12 protein-coding genes are annotated in these 15,968 nt (G+C 72.1%); 7 read left to right on the top strand and 5 right to left on the bottom strand.

Annotated elements, in window-relative coordinates; all coding sequences use genetic code 11:
• Positions 1–175: 175 nt before the first annotated feature.
• The gene (locus CcI49_RS06450) at positions 176–1,969 is read left to right on the top strand and encodes an NAD+ synthase (RefSeq protein ID WP_054566671.1); all 1,794 of its coding nucleotides are present in this window, start codon (positions 176–178) and stop codon (positions 1,967–1,969) included.
• A gap of 276 nt (positions 1,970–2,245) precedes the next feature.
• Positions 2,246–3,007 carry a hypothetical protein gene (locus CcI49_RS06445; protein WP_241839932.1) on the top strand — a complete coding sequence of 254 codons (762 nt, stop codon included), beginning with the start codon at positions 2,246–2,248 and terminating at the stop codon, positions 3,005–3,007.
• A gap of 79 nt (positions 3,008–3,086) precedes the next feature.
• On the opposite strand, the gene thrS is transcribed toward CcI49_RS06445, so the two are convergent.
• Together thrS and CcI49_RS06435 are read right to left on the bottom strand one after the other, a co-directional pair.
• Positions 3,087–5,063: a threonine--tRNA ligase gene (gene thrS / locus CcI49_RS06440; protein ID WP_076825269.1), complete on the bottom strand. Its 1,977-nt coding sequence runs from the start codon at positions 5,061–5,063 to the stop codon at positions 3,087–3,089.
• Positions 5,064–5,326: 263 nt separating this feature from the next.
• A complete protein-coding gene (locus CcI49_RS06435; protein ID WP_054566668.1) occupies positions 5,327–5,971 on the bottom strand; it encodes a TetR-like C-terminal domain-containing protein in 645 nt (214 codons plus the stop codon).
• Positions 5,972–6,472: 501 nt separating this feature from the next.
• On the opposite strand from CcI49_RS06435, the gene panB reads away from it, so the two are divergent.
• Complete coding sequence (gene panB / locus CcI49_RS06430; RefSeq protein WP_076825028.1) at positions 6,473–7,516, top strand: 3-methyl-2-oxobutanoate hydroxymethyltransferase; 1,044 nt, start codon at positions 6,473–6,475, stop codon at positions 7,514–7,516.
• 71 nt (positions 7,517–7,587) lie between these two features.
• Here panB and CcI49_RS06425 read toward each other — a convergent pair whose 3' ends face one another.
• Entirely contained in the window at positions 7,588–8,436 is an 849-nt protein-coding gene (locus CcI49_RS06425) for a helical backbone metal receptor (protein WP_083749346.1), read from the bottom strand.
• 77 nt (positions 8,437–8,513) lie between these two features.
• Positions 8,514–9,197: an NADPH-dependent F420 reductase gene (gene npdG / locus CcI49_RS06420; protein WP_076825027.1), complete on the bottom strand. Its 684-nt coding sequence runs from the start codon at positions 9,195–9,197 to the stop codon at positions 8,514–8,516.
• A gap of 564 nt (positions 9,198–9,761) precedes the next feature.
• Here npdG and CcI49_RS06415 point away from each other — a divergent pair.
• Positions 9,762–9,980, top strand: coding sequence for a hypothetical protein (locus tag CcI49_RS06415; RefSeq protein ID WP_076825025.1), 219 nt, complete (start codon positions 9,762–9,764; stop codon positions 9,978–9,980).
• A gap of 35 nt (positions 9,981–10,015) precedes the next feature.
• Here the strand turns inward: CcI49_RS06415 and CcI49_RS06410 are convergent, their stop codons facing one another.
• Positions 10,016–11,260 (bottom strand): tyrosine recombinase, encoded by a 1,245-nt coding sequence (locus CcI49_RS06410; protein ID WP_083749345.1) that lies wholly within the window; start codon positions 11,258–11,260, stop codon positions 10,016–10,018.
• Between the two features lie 82 nt (positions 11,261–11,342).
• On the opposite strand from CcI49_RS06410, the gene CcI49_RS06405 reads away from it, so the two are divergent.
• The 3 genes from CcI49_RS06405 to CcI49_RS06395 all read left to right on the top strand — a co-directional run.
• A complete protein-coding gene (locus CcI49_RS06405; RefSeq protein ID WP_076825023.1) occupies positions 11,343–12,101 on the top strand; it encodes a hypothetical protein in 759 nt (252 codons plus the stop codon).
• Positions 12,098–13,012 (top strand): PKD domain-containing protein, encoded by a 915-nt coding sequence (locus CcI49_RS06400; protein ID WP_076825020.1) that lies wholly within the window; start codon positions 12,098–12,100, stop codon positions 13,010–13,012. Before CcI49_RS06405 ends, CcI49_RS06400 begins: the two co-directional genes overlap by 4 nt.
• 114 nt (positions 13,013–13,126) lie before the next feature.
• The coding region (locus CcI49_RS06395) for a TIR domain-containing protein (RefSeq protein WP_158230718.1) at positions 13,127–15,968 on the top strand (2,842 nt) is incomplete at its 3' end.

Genomic DNA, 15,968 nt, shown 5'->3' with positions numbered 1-15,968 from the left:
GTTCCCCGTCGGGACACGGTGCCACCGGGTGCTTCGACCCGAGAGTAGCGACTGATCGCGCCACAGGTTCCGCACGTTACAGCGAAGTTGCGCCACCGCAATCCCCGGTGTCACCTGCGCCCCAGCAACACACCACCGGCCGCCGGCAGGGCAAACCCGGCCTACGCTTCGGTGTATGGCCCAGCTTCGGATCGCCCTCGCCCAGGTGGACACCACCGTCGGAGATCTGGACGCCAACGCCGACCTGGTGAGCTCCTGGACCAAGCAGGCACTGGCCCAGGGCGCTCATCTGGTCGCCTTCGGCGAGATGACCCTGACCGGCTACCCGGCCGAGGACCTCGTCCTGCGCCGCTCCTTCGTGGCGGCCTCCGCGGCGACACTGGAACGGCTCGCGGCCCGCCTCCACGAGGAGGGAGCGGGCTCCATCGCCGTCGTCGTCGGGTACCTCGACGCCTCCGCCACCCCGGCGCCGGCGGTCGGCCGCCCCGCCGGCGAGCCGCAGAACTGCGTCGCCGTCCTGTGGCAGGGCCGCGTCGCCGCCCGCTCGGCCAAGCACCACCTGCCCAACTACGGCGTCTTCGACGAGTTCCGCTACTTCGTGCCCGGCACGACCTTCCCGGTCTTCCGCCTGCACGGCGTGGACGTCGGCCTCACCGTCTGCGAGGACCTCTGGCAGGCCGGCGGCCCCGTCGCCGTGGCCCGCAAGGTCGGGGTCGGGCTGCTGCTGTGCATCAACGGCTCGCCCTACGAGCAGGGCAAGTCCTTCCACCGGGACGAGCTGTGCGCACGCCGGGCCCGCGAGGCGGACGCCACCCTCGCCTACATCAACCTGGTCGGCGGCCAGGACGAGCTGGTCTTCGACGGCGACTCGCTCGTCGTCGACCCGGCCGGGGCGGTCCTCGCCAGGGCACCGGTCTTCGAGGAGACCCTGCTCACCGTCGATCTCGACCTGCCCGCCAGCAACACCCCGGGAACGGCCACCGGGATGACCGGGCAGGTCGCCGCCGGCGACGGCACCATGATGGAGGTCAGCCACATCGTGCTGGCCGGCGAGCCGCTGCCGGCCTGGGAGCCGCGGCCGCACCAGATCGCGCAGCGCCCCGACCCCACCGGTGAGCTGTACGCCGCGGTGGTCACGGGCACCCGCGACTACGTCCGCAAGAACGGCTTCCGCTCGGTGGCGCTCGGCCTGTCCGGTGGCATCGACTCGGCCCTGGTCGCCACGATCGCGGTGGACGCCCTCGGCGGCGACGCCGTGCACACGGTCGCGATGCCCTCGGCCCACTCCTCCCAGGGATCGCTGGACGACGCCGCGGAGCTGGCCCGCCGCCAGGGCACCCGGCACAGCGTCGTCCCGATCGAGCCGACCGTCACGGCCTTTCACGCGGCGCTCGCCGCCGCCGGCGGCCTGCACGGCCTGGCCGCGGAGAACCTGCAGGCACGGGTGCGCGGAACACTGCTGATGGCGCTGTCGAACGAGCACGGCCACCTCGTGCTGACCACCGGCAACAAGAGTGAGCTGGCCACCGGCTTCTCCACCCTGTACGGCGACAGCGCCGGCGGCTTCGCCCCGATCAAGGACGTCTCGAAGACGATGGTGTGGGCGCTCTCCCGCTGGCGCAACGCGCAGGCGACGGCCCGCGGGGAGGTCCCGCCGATCCCGGAGGAGATCATCGTCAAGCCGCCGTCGGCCGAGCTCGCCCCGGGGCAGCTCGACTCCGACCGGCTGCCCGACTACACCGAACTCGACGCCGTCCTCGACGACTATGTCAGCCACGACCTCGGCCGGGCCGAGCTGACCGCCGCCGGCCACGATCCGGCCACGGTCGACCGGGTGATCCGGCTCGTCGACCTCGCCGAGTACAAGCGGCGGCAGAACCCGCCCGGCCCCAAGGTGACGTCCAAGGCCTTCGGCCGCGACCGCCGCCTGCCGATCACCTCCCGCTGGCGCGAGCGCGAGCGGGATTGAGCCCTTCCCCGTCGGCCTGATCCCCCAGTCGCCGCCGCTACGGGAGGAGTTGCCCCTGGCCCTCCGTCCCGACAAGATCGAGACGGGTACCGCTGCCCACTGGTGGCAGCCGGCGGCGTTCGCGGGGTCGGGGAGGTTCGGTTGCGCATCGGGTGTACCCGTGGGTCGACGGAACAGCACTCGTCGCGAGTCGACCGCGCAGGCGTTCGGAGATGGTGGCGATCCGCCGGCATCGCCGCTGCGGCCGTCGTCGCACTGGCCGCATGCAGCGATGCAATGAGCGGGGCGGCACCAGCCGCGACACCGGCCCCGCCTTCCGGCACGTCCGGACCCCCGCCTGTCATGCTCCCCGCCGGGCCGGGGGGCGAGCCGGTCACGCTCCGCTTCGTCGGGACCCGGCGGCTGCTCGACCTCGACGCCGCCGCCAAGGCAGCCGTCGTCCACCGCTGCGCCCCGGGAAACATCCGCGGCCCGGTGGCGCCGGGCGGCAGCGCACCGGGCGGCAGCGCACCGGACGCCGGCGCACCGGACGCCGGCGCGCCGGACGCCGGCGCGCCGGACAGCAGTGGCCGGCTGCTCGTCGCGGTCGACGGACCTCTCGTGCTCGTCCAGAACAGCCAGGGTCTGGCCGCCTGCCTGGTCAGCCTGGTCAGCCGCGACGGCCCACCGGACTTCTCCCGGTCCGACGAGCCCATGCTCCGGTGGTGGGCCTCGGACCGCGACCCCGACTTCTCCCGGCCGCCAGTGACACCGATCGAGGTCTTCAGCACGAGCACCAGTGCGGACGGCGCGGTCGACTGGGAGCGCCCGACCTGGTTCTGGCAGGCCTTCGGGCGGGTGTCCCCCGAGGTGAAGGAACTGTTCGCCGTGATCCCGGACGGCGAGGCAGTCAACGTCGCCATCGGCGACACAGGCGCGTTCGCCCTCTACTGGAACAAGACGGTCGACAGCCCGGAGCAGGTGGAGGCCAGACCCCCGCTGTCACTGTTCGCCCGTGACGGCGCAGGTCGGGTGCTGCACTCGATCGCCCTTCCCTGACCGGACGGTCGGCCACGAGGGTGGTCGCTGTTCCGTGGACCCGGTGCGCGGTCGCCGGGTCCACGTTCACCTGCGCGGCTCAGACCTGGGCGCGGCGCTCCACGACGTCGAGGATCTCGGCGACGGCCTCGTCGACCGGCACGCCGTTGCGCTGCGTCCCGTCGCGGAACCGGAAGGAGACCGCGCCCTTCGAGACGTCCTCGTCGCCGGCCAGCAGCATGAAGGGCACCTTCTGCTTCTGCGCGGTGCGGATCTTCTTCTGCATCCGGTCGTCGGAGGAGTCGACCTCCACCCGGATGCCGCGCTCCCGCAGCTTCGCCGCGACGTCGTCCAGGTAGGGCACGTGCTCGTCGGTGATCGGGATGCCGACGACCTGCACCGGGGCCAGCCACGGCGGCAGCGCGCCGGCGTAGTGCTCCAGCAGAATCGCGAAGAAGCGCTCGATCGTGCCGAACAGCGCCCGGTGGATCATGAAGGGACGCTGGCGGGTGCCGTCGGCCGCCTGGTAGGTCATGTCGAACCGCTGCGGGAGCTGGAAGTCCACCTGGATGGTGGACAGCTGCCAGGTCCGCCCGATCGCGTCCTTGGCCTGCACCGAGATCTTCGGGCCGTAGAAGGCGCCGCCACCCTCGTCCATCACCAGTTCGAGGTCCTGCTTGGAGGCGGCCTCGCGCAGCAGCTCGGTGGCCTGGGCCCACTCCTCGTCCGAGCCGATCGCCTTGCCCTCGGGACGGGTCGACAGCTCCAGGTAGAAGTCCTCCAGGCCGTAGTCGCGCAGGAGCCCGAGGACGAACTTCAGGACGGAGTCGAGCTCTTCCGGAAGCTGCTCACGGGCGCAGAACAGGTGCGCGTCGTCCTGGGTGAGCCCGCGCACCCGGGTCAGGCCGTGCACCACGCCGGACTTCTCGTACCGGTAGACGGTGCCGAACTCGAACAGCCGCAGCGGCAGCTCCCGGTACGACCGGCCGCGTGACCGGAAGATCAGGATGTGCATCGGGCAGTTCATCGGCTTGAGGTAGTAGTCCGCCCCGCCGTCGAGCTGCATGGGCGGGTACATGCCGTCGGCGAACCAGTCCAGGTGCCCGGAGATCTCGTACAGGTCGGACTTGGTGATGTGCGGGGTGTTCACGAACTCGTACCCGGCCTCGATGTGCCGGCGGCGCGAGTAGTCCTCCATGACGGTGCGGATCGCGCCGCCCTTGGGGTGGAACACGGCCAGCCCCGGGCCGATCTCGGACGGGAACGAGAACAGGTCCAGCTCGGCGCCCAGTTTGCGGTGGTCACGCTTCTCCGCCTCGGCGAGGCGGTGCTGGTACTCCTTCAGCGCCTCCCGCGACTCCCAGGCGGTGCCGTAGATGCGCTGCAGCTGCGGGTTGCGCTCGCTGCCCCGCCAGTAGGCCGCCGCGGAGCGCTGCACCGCGAAGGCGGGGATGTGCCGGGTGGTGGGCACGTGCGGCCCGCGACACAGGTCCTTCCAGCACAGCTCGCCCGACTTCGGGTCGAGGTTGTCGTAGATGGTGAGCTCGCCCGCGCCCACCTCGACCGAGGCCTCGGCGTCGTCACCCGCGCTCGATTTCAGCCCGATCAGCTCGATCTTGTACGGCTCGTCGGCGAGCTCGGCGCGGGCCTCGTCGTCGGTGACGACCCGGCGGGAGAACCGCTGGCCCGCCTTGATGATCTCCTGGGCGCGCTTCTCGACAGCCTTGAGGTCCTCCGGGGTGAAGGGGCGCTCAACGTCGAAGTCGTAGTAGAAGCCGTCCTGGATCGGCGGGCCGATCCCGAGCTTCGCCTTGGGGAACAGGTCCTGCACGGCCTGGGCGACCACGTGCGCGCACGAGTGGCGCACGATCGCCCGCCCGTCCGGCGAGTCGACGGTGATCGGCTCGACGACGTCCCCTTCAGCCAGTGGATGGGCCAGGTCACGCTGGYGGCCACCGACCCGGGCGGCGATCACCGACCGCTCGCCGTCGAAGAGCTCGGCGGCCGTCGTACCCGCCCGCACCACCCGCTCCTCGGCCTGCTGACCTCGCTGAACGGTAACGCGGACGTCGGACACCGGATTCTCCTGCGGCAGTGAACGGATGGCCGGGCGCACCCACGCGCGCCCTGACCATGGCTGGTGATGAACTCTGGAGGCTGTTCATTTGTCGGGACGACAGCCCACGCCGGCACCTGATGCCCGGCACCCGACGCCGGCCGGAGCCGGGCGGGGCCACGCACGCGCGGCGGGGTGCCTCCCCGATCGCGATGCTACTCGTGCGCACACAGCGTCCCCACGCGATTTTCCGGCGGCGTCGGCCAGCCCGATCGCCCGGCGCGTCAGTCGGCGCGGATGCCACCCAGAACGGTGTCGACGATCTGACTGATCCGCGTCCCGCTCACCTCGTTGCTGCCGGCGGTGTACTGCCGGTACGAGACCGGGCCGACCAGCATGTCCGTCGCCAGGTCGATGTCGAGGTCCGCCTTGAGCTCACCGCTGGCAACCCCGCGGCGCAGCACGTTCGCGACCTGTTCCCGGGCCGGGACGATCACCTGCTGGCGGTAGGTGTCGAACAGGTCGGGGTGGGACTCCTTCTCCGCCAGCACCCGGGGCATGATCCGCCCCGACAGCGTCTGGATGCCGTGCCGGCGCACCGCGTTCACCGCCGCGACCAGGTCGTCGCGCAGGGATCCGGTGTCATGCGGCTCGTGCGAGGTGGCCAGGGTCGCGAGCGCCTCGGCGACCAGGGCGCCCTTCGTCGGCCACCGCCGGTAGACGGTGGCCTTGCCCACGCCCGCCGCGGCCGCGACCGCCTCCATGGACAGGCCCCCGAAGCCGTTGGCCGCGAGCTCCGTCAGGGTGGCCTCGATGATCAGTGGGTCGCGCCGGGTGTCACGGGGCCGCCCCGGTGGGCGGGCCACACCTGACGGTGGCCGGGACGAGTGTTCACGCGGGTCCGTCCCGTTGGCATGCGCCACCGACATCAGACCGCCTTGCCGGGTCGCCCGTGGAAGGCGTCGCGCCTGCGCCGGTCGCCCGGCCGATCCGTCCACATGCCCGCCGCCACCCGCGCCTTCTTCGCACCGTTCACGCGGCCGTGGAGCACGGCCGCGAATGCCTGGCCCGGTCGACACCGGGCTCATCGTGCCGGTGTTTCCCGGCCCCGCGCATTTGTCAAGATCGGAGAGTACGTGCGTTCGACGCCACACGCATCTGATTGCGCGAACAACACGCCTGGGTAACGTCCCTGCGACGGCCGGCCACACCGCACCCGACCGATTCCGCCAGACGTGCATCCGCCAGGGCGTGCATCCGCCAGAACACCGCCCGCAGCCGTTCCGGCGCAGCTGGCGACATCACCGGCACGAATGATGGCCCGGTACGGGCGGGCCCGCGCCAGACCTGTCAGCGACAGCCCTCTCGGTGGCAGCATGGAGACACGCCGGGACGCGATCCCGCGCCCGGACGGCTTACCGGGAGTTTGCATGAACTCGTCGATCGGCAATCCCACCTCCTCCGCCGCGGGCGGCCCCAGCTCCACCCCAGCCAGCGCCGCCGACGGCAGCGACGAGGCGGCGACGCTCTACGGCGCGCCGACCACCGCCGCGGCCGCCACCGCACCCGCCGCGGCCGATGCATCCGGCACCACCGGCGCCAGCGGCGCGCCCGCCGCGACCGCCGCGCCCGGCGCCCGGAGCACGACCCGCTCGACCCGTTCGATCCGCCTGGGCCGCAGCGGCCGGACGACGGTGCGCGACATCCGCGCCGCCAAGGAGCGGGGCGAGAAGTGGGCCATGCTCACCTCCTACGACGTCCTCTCGGCCGGAATCTTCGACGAGGTCGGCATCCCGGTCCTGCTCGTCGGTGACTCCGCCGCGAACACGGTCTACGGCTACGAGACCACCGTTCCGATCACGGTCGACGAGATGATCCCGCTGGTGCAGGCGGTGGTGCGCGGCGCGTCGAACGCGATGGTCGTCGCCGACCTGCCCTTCGGCTCCTACCAGTCGAGCCCGCAGCAGGCGCTGGAGACGGCCGCCAGGTTCCTCAAGGAGGGCGGCGCCCAGGCGGTCAAGCTCGAGGGCGGCGCGCGGGTGCTGCCACAGGTCGAGGCGCTCGTCGCCGCCGGCGTCCCGGTCGTCGGCCACCTGGGCCTCACCCCGCAGAGTGTCCACACGCTGGGCGGCTACCGCGTCCAGGGGCGTGACCGCGCCGGTGACGTGCTGCTCGCCGACGCGCTGGGCCTGCAGGAGGCCGGCGCGTTCGCGGTCGTGCTGGAGGTCGTGCCCGCCGATCTGGCCGCCCGGGTTACCAAGGAGCTGACGATCTCCACCGTGGGCATCGGCGCGGGCGCGGACTGCGACGCGCAGGTGCTCGTCTGGCAGGACATGGCCGGGCTCAGCGGCGGCCAGGCACCGCGCTTCGTCAAGCGCTTCGCCGAGCTGCGGACGGCGCTGGCCGACGCGGCCGCGGCGTACAGCGACGAGGTCTCCCGCGGGGTGTACCCGACGGTGGAGCACAGCTACTGACCGCCGGCCATGAGCCGCCGGCGGTTGAGCCGTTGACCGGCGACCCTGCCAGCGACTACTGAGACCAGCGACTACTGAGACGCCAGCGCGTTCGCGAGGTCGGCCCGTGCCTGCACCAGGGACGGGCCGTACCACGTCAGCAGCCGGCCGGACACGCAGACCGCCCGGGCCTCGAACGACTCCGGGCCGTCGGACGGGCTGAACGCGTACGGCTCATCCGGCAGCACCACCAGGTCGTGCGGCGGCAGCGCGGCGATGTCCACCCGCGGATAGCGCTGCTCGGATCCGGCCAGCGCGTTGTCCACTCCGAGCCGGGCCAGCACGTCGCCGGTGAAGGTGTCCCGCCCGACCGCCATCCAGGGCCGCCGCCAGATCGGGATGATCGCGCGGCGGCGCTCGCCGCGGAACGGTTCCGCCCACACCTGCTCCGCGGCGTCCAGCCAGTCCGGGCGCGCCAGGCCGCAGCCCAGCCGCAGCAGCCGGTCGAGGCTGCGCAGCGCCGCGGGGACGGTGGTCGGCGCGGTGACCCAGACCGCGAGACCCGCCGCGCGCAACGCGGCCAGATCCTCCGCGCGGTTCTCCTCCGCGTTGGCGCAGACCAGGTCGGGCGCCAGCGCCCCGATGGCGGCCAGATCCGGGTTCTTCGTCCCACGCACCCGGCGCACCGCGAGGCCTGGCGGGTGGGAGCACCAGTCGGTGGCACCCACCAGCAGCTCCGGCGCGCTCGCCGCGACGGACTCCGTCAGGCTCGGCACCAGGGAGACCACCCGCCGGACCACCGCCGGCACGGGCACCAGATCACCCAGGTCGTCACGGGCACCCGAGTCAGTAGGGGCGCTCGAGTCACTACGGGCGCCCAGGTCGTCACGGGCGGGCCCACGGGACGAGCCCGGGAACGGTACCGCCGGCGGGGAGGTCATACCGCCAGTCTCACCCGAGCCCGCGCCGGGACGCGCTTCGGACGTCTCCGCGGACGTCCCAGACGTCCGCGGACGCCTCAGACGTCGGTGACCCGCAGGCCGGCGTGCGCCTTGTAGCGGCGGTTGACGGAGATGAGGTTCGCGGTGAGCGCCTCGACCTGACCGGCGTTGCGCAGCTTGCCGGCGTAGATGCCCCGCATCCCGGGGATCCGGTTCGCGAGCGCGATCACCGTGTCGGTCGCCGGGCGGTCGTCGCCGACGACCAGGATGTCGGTGTCGATGGACGCGACCGACTCATCCATGAGCAGGACCGCGGAGACGTGGTGGAAGGCACCGACGACGGTGCTGTCCGGCAGCACGGCCGCGGCCTGCTGCGCGGCGCTGCCCTCCTCGACCGGCAGCGCGAAGGCGCCGCCCTTGTCGAAGCCCATCGGGTTGACACAGTCGATGACGATCTTGCCCGTCAGCTGCTTGCGCAGGTCGGCGAGCAGTTCGCCGTGGCCCTCCCAGGGCACCGCGACGATGACCACGTCCGCCTGCTCGGCGACGTCGGCGTTGTCCCCGCCCTCGACGAGCCGCCCGGGCCCGGAGAGCTTGGCGGCGGCCTCCCGACCGCGCTCCGCCGAGCGCGAGCCGACGAGCACCCGGTGCCCGGCCAGCGCGAAACGGACCGCGAGCCCGCCACCCTGGGGCCCGGAACCACCCAGGATGCCGATCGCGAGGGAGGAGACGTCAGGAAGAGAGGGCGCGGCTGAGGTCACGAGCCCATCCTGCCCGAATCGGCCCGCAGGTGCTGGTGTGCGTCACAGCCTGTGCTGACTGTGACGCCTGTGACTCCGCTCCCAGTTGCCCGGGTCATCCGGCGGGCCCCGGGGCACTCACGTGGACTGGGCGTCAGATCCGACGAAGGCCCACGGCCAGCACAGATGCCACAACGGGAGACGACAGGACATTTTTCCCCACCCCGCCGACGCGGACACTCACCCGATAGTGGACTATGAGGGAACAACGGGGCAGCTACGATCGCGACCGCGACTCCCGGGCCGGCCTGCACCCCAGGCCCGACGAACAGCAGCGCGGACCTCAGGAAAAGCGTCGCGACCGGCGAAGGAGCAGGACCAGTGGCGGATCCGCACAGAACTCTGACCGCGACATGGAGCGCCAACGATCTGACACACCGTGAGGGGCGGCCTGCTTCAGGGAACCCCGAGCGTGCGTTCGTCCGAGATGGGCCGTACCGTTCCCAGTCACACGTACCCCAGTCATACGCACCAGACAGATCTTCGGTAGGTAGACCTTCCGAGTCAGGCGAGAGAGGTCGAGCAATGGCGGACGTATCGGTTCGCTTCGCGATGACGAACGACAGCGAAGTGGTGCTGAACCTGTCGCTGCCGCAGGCACTGCGCCTGATGGAAGCGATCGCGCGCAAGGTGGGCGAAACCCTCGCCGAGYGCAGCAACCAGTCGGTTGGCGGTGTCGGCGGAGTTCCCTCGCCCGCGCCCTCCAACGGCATGCCGAGCCTCGGGCCGTACACCCCGTCCTGAGCCGGCCTCACGGTCATCCGTCCTGAGGCGGGCGGCTACGCTCCCGCCTCGGGCGACCGGGCACCATCACGATCACCTGCGCCGATCGGATCACCATCACCGATCGGCCGCTCTCCGACCGGCGCCGGCACGGGCAGTCTCGTCACCGCCGGCGCTGTCACTGTCGCAGTCGCGCCCGGGCATGGGCATGGCACCGCCCGCGGATGCGACGACGTGTACACCTCGCGAAGATGGTCCATGGTCGTCAGGTCCGTGTTCGTCAGGGTGTAGATCTGGGTCGTGCTGACCGACGCGTGACCCAGCAGCTCCTGGACGACCCGTACGTCCGCGCCGCGATCGAGCAGGTGCGCCGCGAACGAGTGCCGCAGCACATGCGGTGACGCCCCGGTCACACCGGCCGCGTCCGCCGCCGCCCGCAACGCCGACCAGGCGCTCTGGCGGGACAGCCGGGTACCCCGCCGCGAGACGAACACCGCCGGGCCAGCGCCTCCGACGCCGGCCACCAGCAGCGGTCGGCCGCCGCGCAGATACCGTTCCAGCGCGATCACCGCGTAGCGCCCCAGCGGAACCACCCGGCCCCRCCCGCCCTTGCCGCGCAGCCGGACCACGGATCCGTCCAGGTCGAGATCGTCGAGGTCGAGCCCGACCGCCTCCGAGATCCGCGCGCCGGTCCCGTACAGCAGCTCGAGCAGGGCCGCGGAGCGCAGCCGGCGGGCCAGGCCGGTCTGGTCCTCCCCCGTGGCCGCCCCGGCCTGCAGGATGAGCGCCGTCACCTGGTCGACCGTCAGCGCCCGGGGTGGACGCCGCGGCGGAGCCGCCGGCCGGACCAGCCCGGACACGTCCGCGCTCACATCCCCCTCGCGGGCCGCGTAGCGATGCAGCGACCGCACCGCGACCAGCATCCGGGCGACCGACGCCGCCGCGAGCGGCGGATGCGACTCGTCGCCGGTACGCAACGTGATGGCGAACTGCGCGATCTGCGCCTCGCCGACCGCGCCGAGCGACCTGATTCCCCGCCCCGACAGGTGCTCCTGGTAGCGGCGCAGATCCCGGCGGTAGGCGAGCACCGAGTTACGCGCCAGCCCGCGCTCACCGTCCACATGATCGAGGTACCGGGCGATGACCTGGCCCGCGTCGGCCCCCTCACCTGCCCCATCGCCCAGCAGGCCACCGCTGGCGGCATCGGCCGAATCATCAGCCGGATCTCCGGCCGCGGTCGGGGTGTAGCCGTGCTCGGGCCCACCGCGGCGGGCGTCGCCGCCTTCCGCCGTGGTCATCATCGAACTGATATTAGGGCGCGACGACGCCGGTTCGTTGATGCCCGTTCCCGACGGCGCCAGCGAACGTCTATCGTGACACCCTGTGCGGACTGACGCTGGATCGTCACGTTTCGCCGCATGCCGGAGGCTTGTCATCGCCACTGTCTCGGCCGGCGCTGTCCCGGTCGCCGCTGTCTCGGTCGTCCTCACCCTCTGCGCGGGCGTGTTGCTCGCCGGGTGCGGCGACGCGCAGGGCCGGTCGGCCGGCGCCCCGCCCCCGGCCCGCCCCGGCTCCGCCACCCCTTCGGCGGCATCGGCCGGCGCTGGCGCCAGGGCCGGAACCGAGGCACCGGCAACCACCACCGCCGCCGGGCCCGCCGCCACGGGCGCGGCAGGTCCCGCGGGCACGGGAGGCACAGGCGGCACGGGCGGAGCCGCCGGTGGGCCCGCGGCCAGGGACGACTCCCCCGCCGGCGCCGGCCGGGTCGTCTCCGCCTACTACGGCGAGATCAACGCGGCCGCGCAGGCCGGCCGGGTCGCCGACATCTCCGCGACCGCGCTGCCCGGCTGCCAGACCTGCGCGCTCGACGTCGGCATGACCCGCTACCTCGACCAGACCGGCGCCCGGGCCGCCCAGGCACCCTACGAGATCACCGGCCTGGCCGCGGGAGCACGCCGCGGCACCGTCGTCGACGTCCGGTTCGCCGCGACCACCCGCGCGGTCGGGCTCCTCGACCCGGCCGGGCGCGACGCCGGGCAGGTGCCCGCGGTCCCGACCCGCTCCGCCGTCGCACGGCTCGTCCTGACCGGCCCGGGCTGGCGCATCCAGAACATCACCTACGCGGCGGGACGGCCGTCATGAGCGGCAGCCGCCCCCATCCCCGTCCCCGTCCTCGCCCGCCGACCTCGGCCCGCGCGGCCACCCGCACCATGCTGGTGGGGGCGGCGGTGATCGCCGCGATACTGGCGCCCGGCGGCGGACCGCTGCCCGGCGCCACCCGGCCGGCCCTCGCCGCACCAACCCCGCAGGGCGCCTGCACGGGAGCCGTCTGGGGCAGCTGCGACACCCGCGCCACGGACAACGGCTTCCAGTACCACTACCGCGGCGGCTACCTCACCAAGGTCCCGCTCGATGACGGCACCGGCACCGGCGGTGGCTGCGGCGACGACTGCCCACCCGACCCGGACGCGAGATGTGCGGCGCTGACCGGTGTCGGCGCCCCCCCGGAGATGACGCCGGCGGAACGCGCCGAGTACGACGCCCTGATCGCCGACTGCGGGCCGGTCCTCTACGACCCCGACGGCATCGCCGTCGACGACCTCGCCGCACAGTTCGCCGACTACCTGCGCGAGGAGCTGCTGCCCACCCCGAAGGTCGTCGTCCAGCCGATCGGGAACAGCTTCGCGAACCTCCCGACGATCATGTASACCGGCGTGCCCGCAGCGTTCACCTTCGACGTCACCCAACCGGTGCTGGCGACGATCAGCGCGGTCCCGCACTACTCCTGGCAGTTCGGCGACGGCGAGACCGGCCCGGACGCCCCAGGCCGCCCCTACGACCCGGCGATCTCCCCCCGCGACCACCCGGACGCCTACGTCACCCACCAGTACCACCGCCCCGGGACGTACCAGGTGACCCTCACCGTGACCTGGGACGGCTACTTCACCGTCCCCGGCGTCGCCCAGGCCTTTCCCCTCGACGCCGTCACCCTCACCGCCACCACCCCGATCACGATCGAGGAAGCCGGCGGCGTCCTCGTCGGCAACGACTGACCCCACCCCCGACGGATGTCGGGATCGACGGAGGGGGCGTCCGGTCTGTGACGGTACGTGGCAGGCTTGGCACTTATGACGGGGGTCATGGGGGGCCAGAACAGCGACACAGTCATGTCGACGGATCACCGCACGGTCTTCATCAGCTACGCGGCGGCGGACGAGCCCTGGGCGGTCTGGGTCGCCTGGCAGCTGGAACAGGCCGGGTACCAGCCCCGGCTGCAGGCCTGGCATGTGGCTCCCGGGCACAACCACGTCGGGTGGACCATTCAGGAGCTGACGGCGGCGTCCTCCGTGGTGGTGATCCTCTCCCCTGCCTATCTCAGATCCGAATTGCCCAGGGCTGAGTTGACCGCGGCGCTGGTGGACGCGGTCTCCGGACGCCAGTTACTCGTTCCCGTACGGGTGGCGGCATGCGAGTCACCGCCGCTGCTGCGTGAGATCGCCCGGATCAGCCTGGTCGACCGTGGCGAGGCCGACGCCCACCGCGTCCTGATCGAGGGGATGCGTGCGGCTGTCGGGGGTGAGCCGATACCGCCCACGGTCGCACCGGTCTTTCCGGGAGGCAACGGCCAGGTCAGGGGCCAGCTGGCACCGCCGTTCCCGGGGCCGGACCGAGAAGCGTTGACCGCCCAGCTGCTGGGGCTGGCCGAGGAAGCCTGCCAACTACGCCACCCCGAGGCGACGATCCGCCGGGGCCGGTTGCGTGGGCCGTTCGGCTACCTCAACGTGGCCGGGCAACGCGACGGTGAACGGCAGCGGTGGCCGGTCGGGGTCAGCATCGACTCCCCCGACGTCGCCGCGGTCGAGGCCTTCTACGAGGCGGTGGTGGAGCCGGTCTTCCTGCCGGTCGACGAGTTCGTGGGTTCCGAGCTGGTCCATCTCGGGAGGCCCGCCGACGAGGAGGCCCACCGACAGGCTCGGCGGCGCCGCATCCGGCTGTTCACCCTGGCCGAGTACGAAGGCCGTTGGGATCCGCGCCGGTATGTGTCCCGGCAGACACAGCGCCTCACCGATGATCCCGCCTACCCACCCGGGTTGTACGTGCCGCAACGTTTCACCGTGGCCGGCAGCGGTACCGACAGCCTCATCGCCGTCCGGGGTGACCAGCCTGACGTGCAGGATGACGTGTTCGCCGCGATGCGCGACTGGCTTGATGTCGAGGAGGCCCGCTTCCTGCTGGTGCTGGGCGCCTTCGGGCACGGCAAGAGCTTCCTGCTCAGGGAGCTTGCCCGGCGGATCCCGAAAGAGCTGCCCCAGGTCGTGCCGATGCTGGTCGAGCTGCGGACCCTGGAAAAGACACATTCGATCGACGAGCTGCTGGCTCTGCACCTGAGCAAGGAGGGCGAGCACGGGGTCGATGTCCGTAAGGTGCGCCGCAGGGTGGAGCAGGGCCAGGTCGTGCTGCTCTTCGACGGGTTCGACGAGCTCGCGCTGCGCGTGACCTACGACAACGCGGCCGAATACCTACGTATGGTCCTGTCGGCGGTCACCGGCCGGGCGAAGGTCGTCCTGACCAGCCGGACCCAGCATTTCCTCACCGACAGCCAGCACCRCACCGAGCTCGGTGCGGCGGTGCGGCTTGGGGCAGGCAGCCGGGAGATCCACCTCGCCGACTTCGACCGCGCCCAGATCCGCCAGTTCCTCATCCGGCTGTTCCGCCGGCAGGTCGCCGCGGAAACCGAGGGCGGCGGGGCCGTCCGCACCGAGGAGGAGACCTGGGCGGAAGCGACCCGGCGTGCCGAGAGCCGACTCGCCCTCATCGGTTCCATCGATGACCTGCTGGGCCTGTCCGCCAATCCCCGCATGCTCGGCTTCATCGCCGACCTCGACGAGCAGGATCTGCTGAACGCCCACGCGGCGGATGGCACCATCACCTCCGCCGATCTGTACGCCAAGCTGTTGGAGCGCTGGCTCCGGCACGAGGTGGCTCGCCGGCGACCGACCCGCGGCGCGCACCAGGCCCTGGACGCCGACCAACTGCGCCTGGCCGTGGACGCGCTCGCGGTCTTCCTGTGGGAAAGCAGGCAGGACACCACCGATCTCGCCGGCCTGTCGATGACCGTGCAGGCGACCCTGACCGGCCTCGGGGCAGCCAAGATCGAAACGGGGCAAGCGGTATTCATGGTCGGCTCCGGCAGCCTGCTCATGCGCACTAACGACAACACATTCAGCTTCGTGCATCGCTCGATCATGGAGTACCTCGTCGCCGCGCAGGCCGCCGCCCAGCTCGCCCGGGCTGACAACGAACCCGATCCGGAGCTGCTCGCCGGCCGGGAGATGTCCGAGCTGATGATCGACTTTCTGCACGGGGTAGCCTCACACACCCCGCTCCAGCGGTGGGCACGTTCCATTCTGGCCGACGGCAGCGATGCCACCGACGCGGCTCGCAACAACGCCCTGCGTATCGCCCGCAGGACGAATCTGACCATCGACGGCGTTCAGCTGGCCGGTCAGGACCTGCGCGGCAAGGACCTGACCGGCCAGAACCTGCGGTTCGCAGACCTGAGCCGGGCGAACCTGAGCGGCACCCGGCTCCACGACTCCGACCTGACCGGCGCCAACCTCACCGGCGCCAACCTCACCGGCGCACTCCTCATCCGGCCCACACTCATCGGAGCACGGCTGACCCGCAGCCTTTGGACGGGCTCCGCCCTCCTCGACCCGCTCCTCGACCCCGAGGCCGAACAGTGCCCCGAACTGGCCCCGGCCGCGATCACGGGACGCGACTCCGTCGACCTCATGGTTCTTCCCGCCTCCCCCGCCATCACCTGTGCCGCAGTCACCCACGACGGTCTCCTCGCCGTCGGTTGGGGCCAGACCGTGGCACTCGTGGAGATGGCGACCCTGCGCCCGCTACGCCTTCTGACCGGCCACCGCGGCGGGGTGCTGACACTGGTGTTCTCCCCAGACGGCGCCACCCTCGCCACCAGCGACCGCGACAGCGGAGTGGTGC

The organism is Frankia sp. CcI49, from assembly GCF_001983215.1.
In the GTDB taxonomy this organism is placed as follows: domain Bacteria; phylum Actinomycetota; class Actinomycetes; order Frankiales; family Frankiaceae; genus Parafrankia; species Parafrankia irregularis.
This window is presented reverse-complemented; position numbering and strand designations above follow the sequence as displayed.

Bases quoted from the DNA above. Each gene is read 5' to 3' on its own strand.
- CcI49_RS06450 (WP_054566671.1), top strand. From the start codon at position 176: ATGGCCCAGCTTCGGATCGCCCTCGCCCAGGTGGACACCACCGTCGGA.
- CcI49_RS06445 (WP_241839932.1), top strand. From the start codon at position 2,246: ATGAGCGGGGCGGCACCAGCCGCGACACCGGCCCCGCCTTCCGGCACG.
- CcI49_RS06435 (WP_054566668.1), bottom strand. From the start codon at position 5,971: ATGTCGGTGGCGCATGCCAACGGGACGGACCCGCGTGAACACTCGTCC.
- panB (WP_076825028.1), top strand. From the start codon at position 6,473: ATGAACTCGTCGATCGGCAATCCCACCTCCTCCGCCGCGGGCGGCCCC.
- CcI49_RS06425 (WP_083749346.1), bottom strand. From the start codon at position 8,436: ATGACCTCCCCGCCGGCGGTACCGTTCCCGGGCTCGTCCCGTGGGCCC.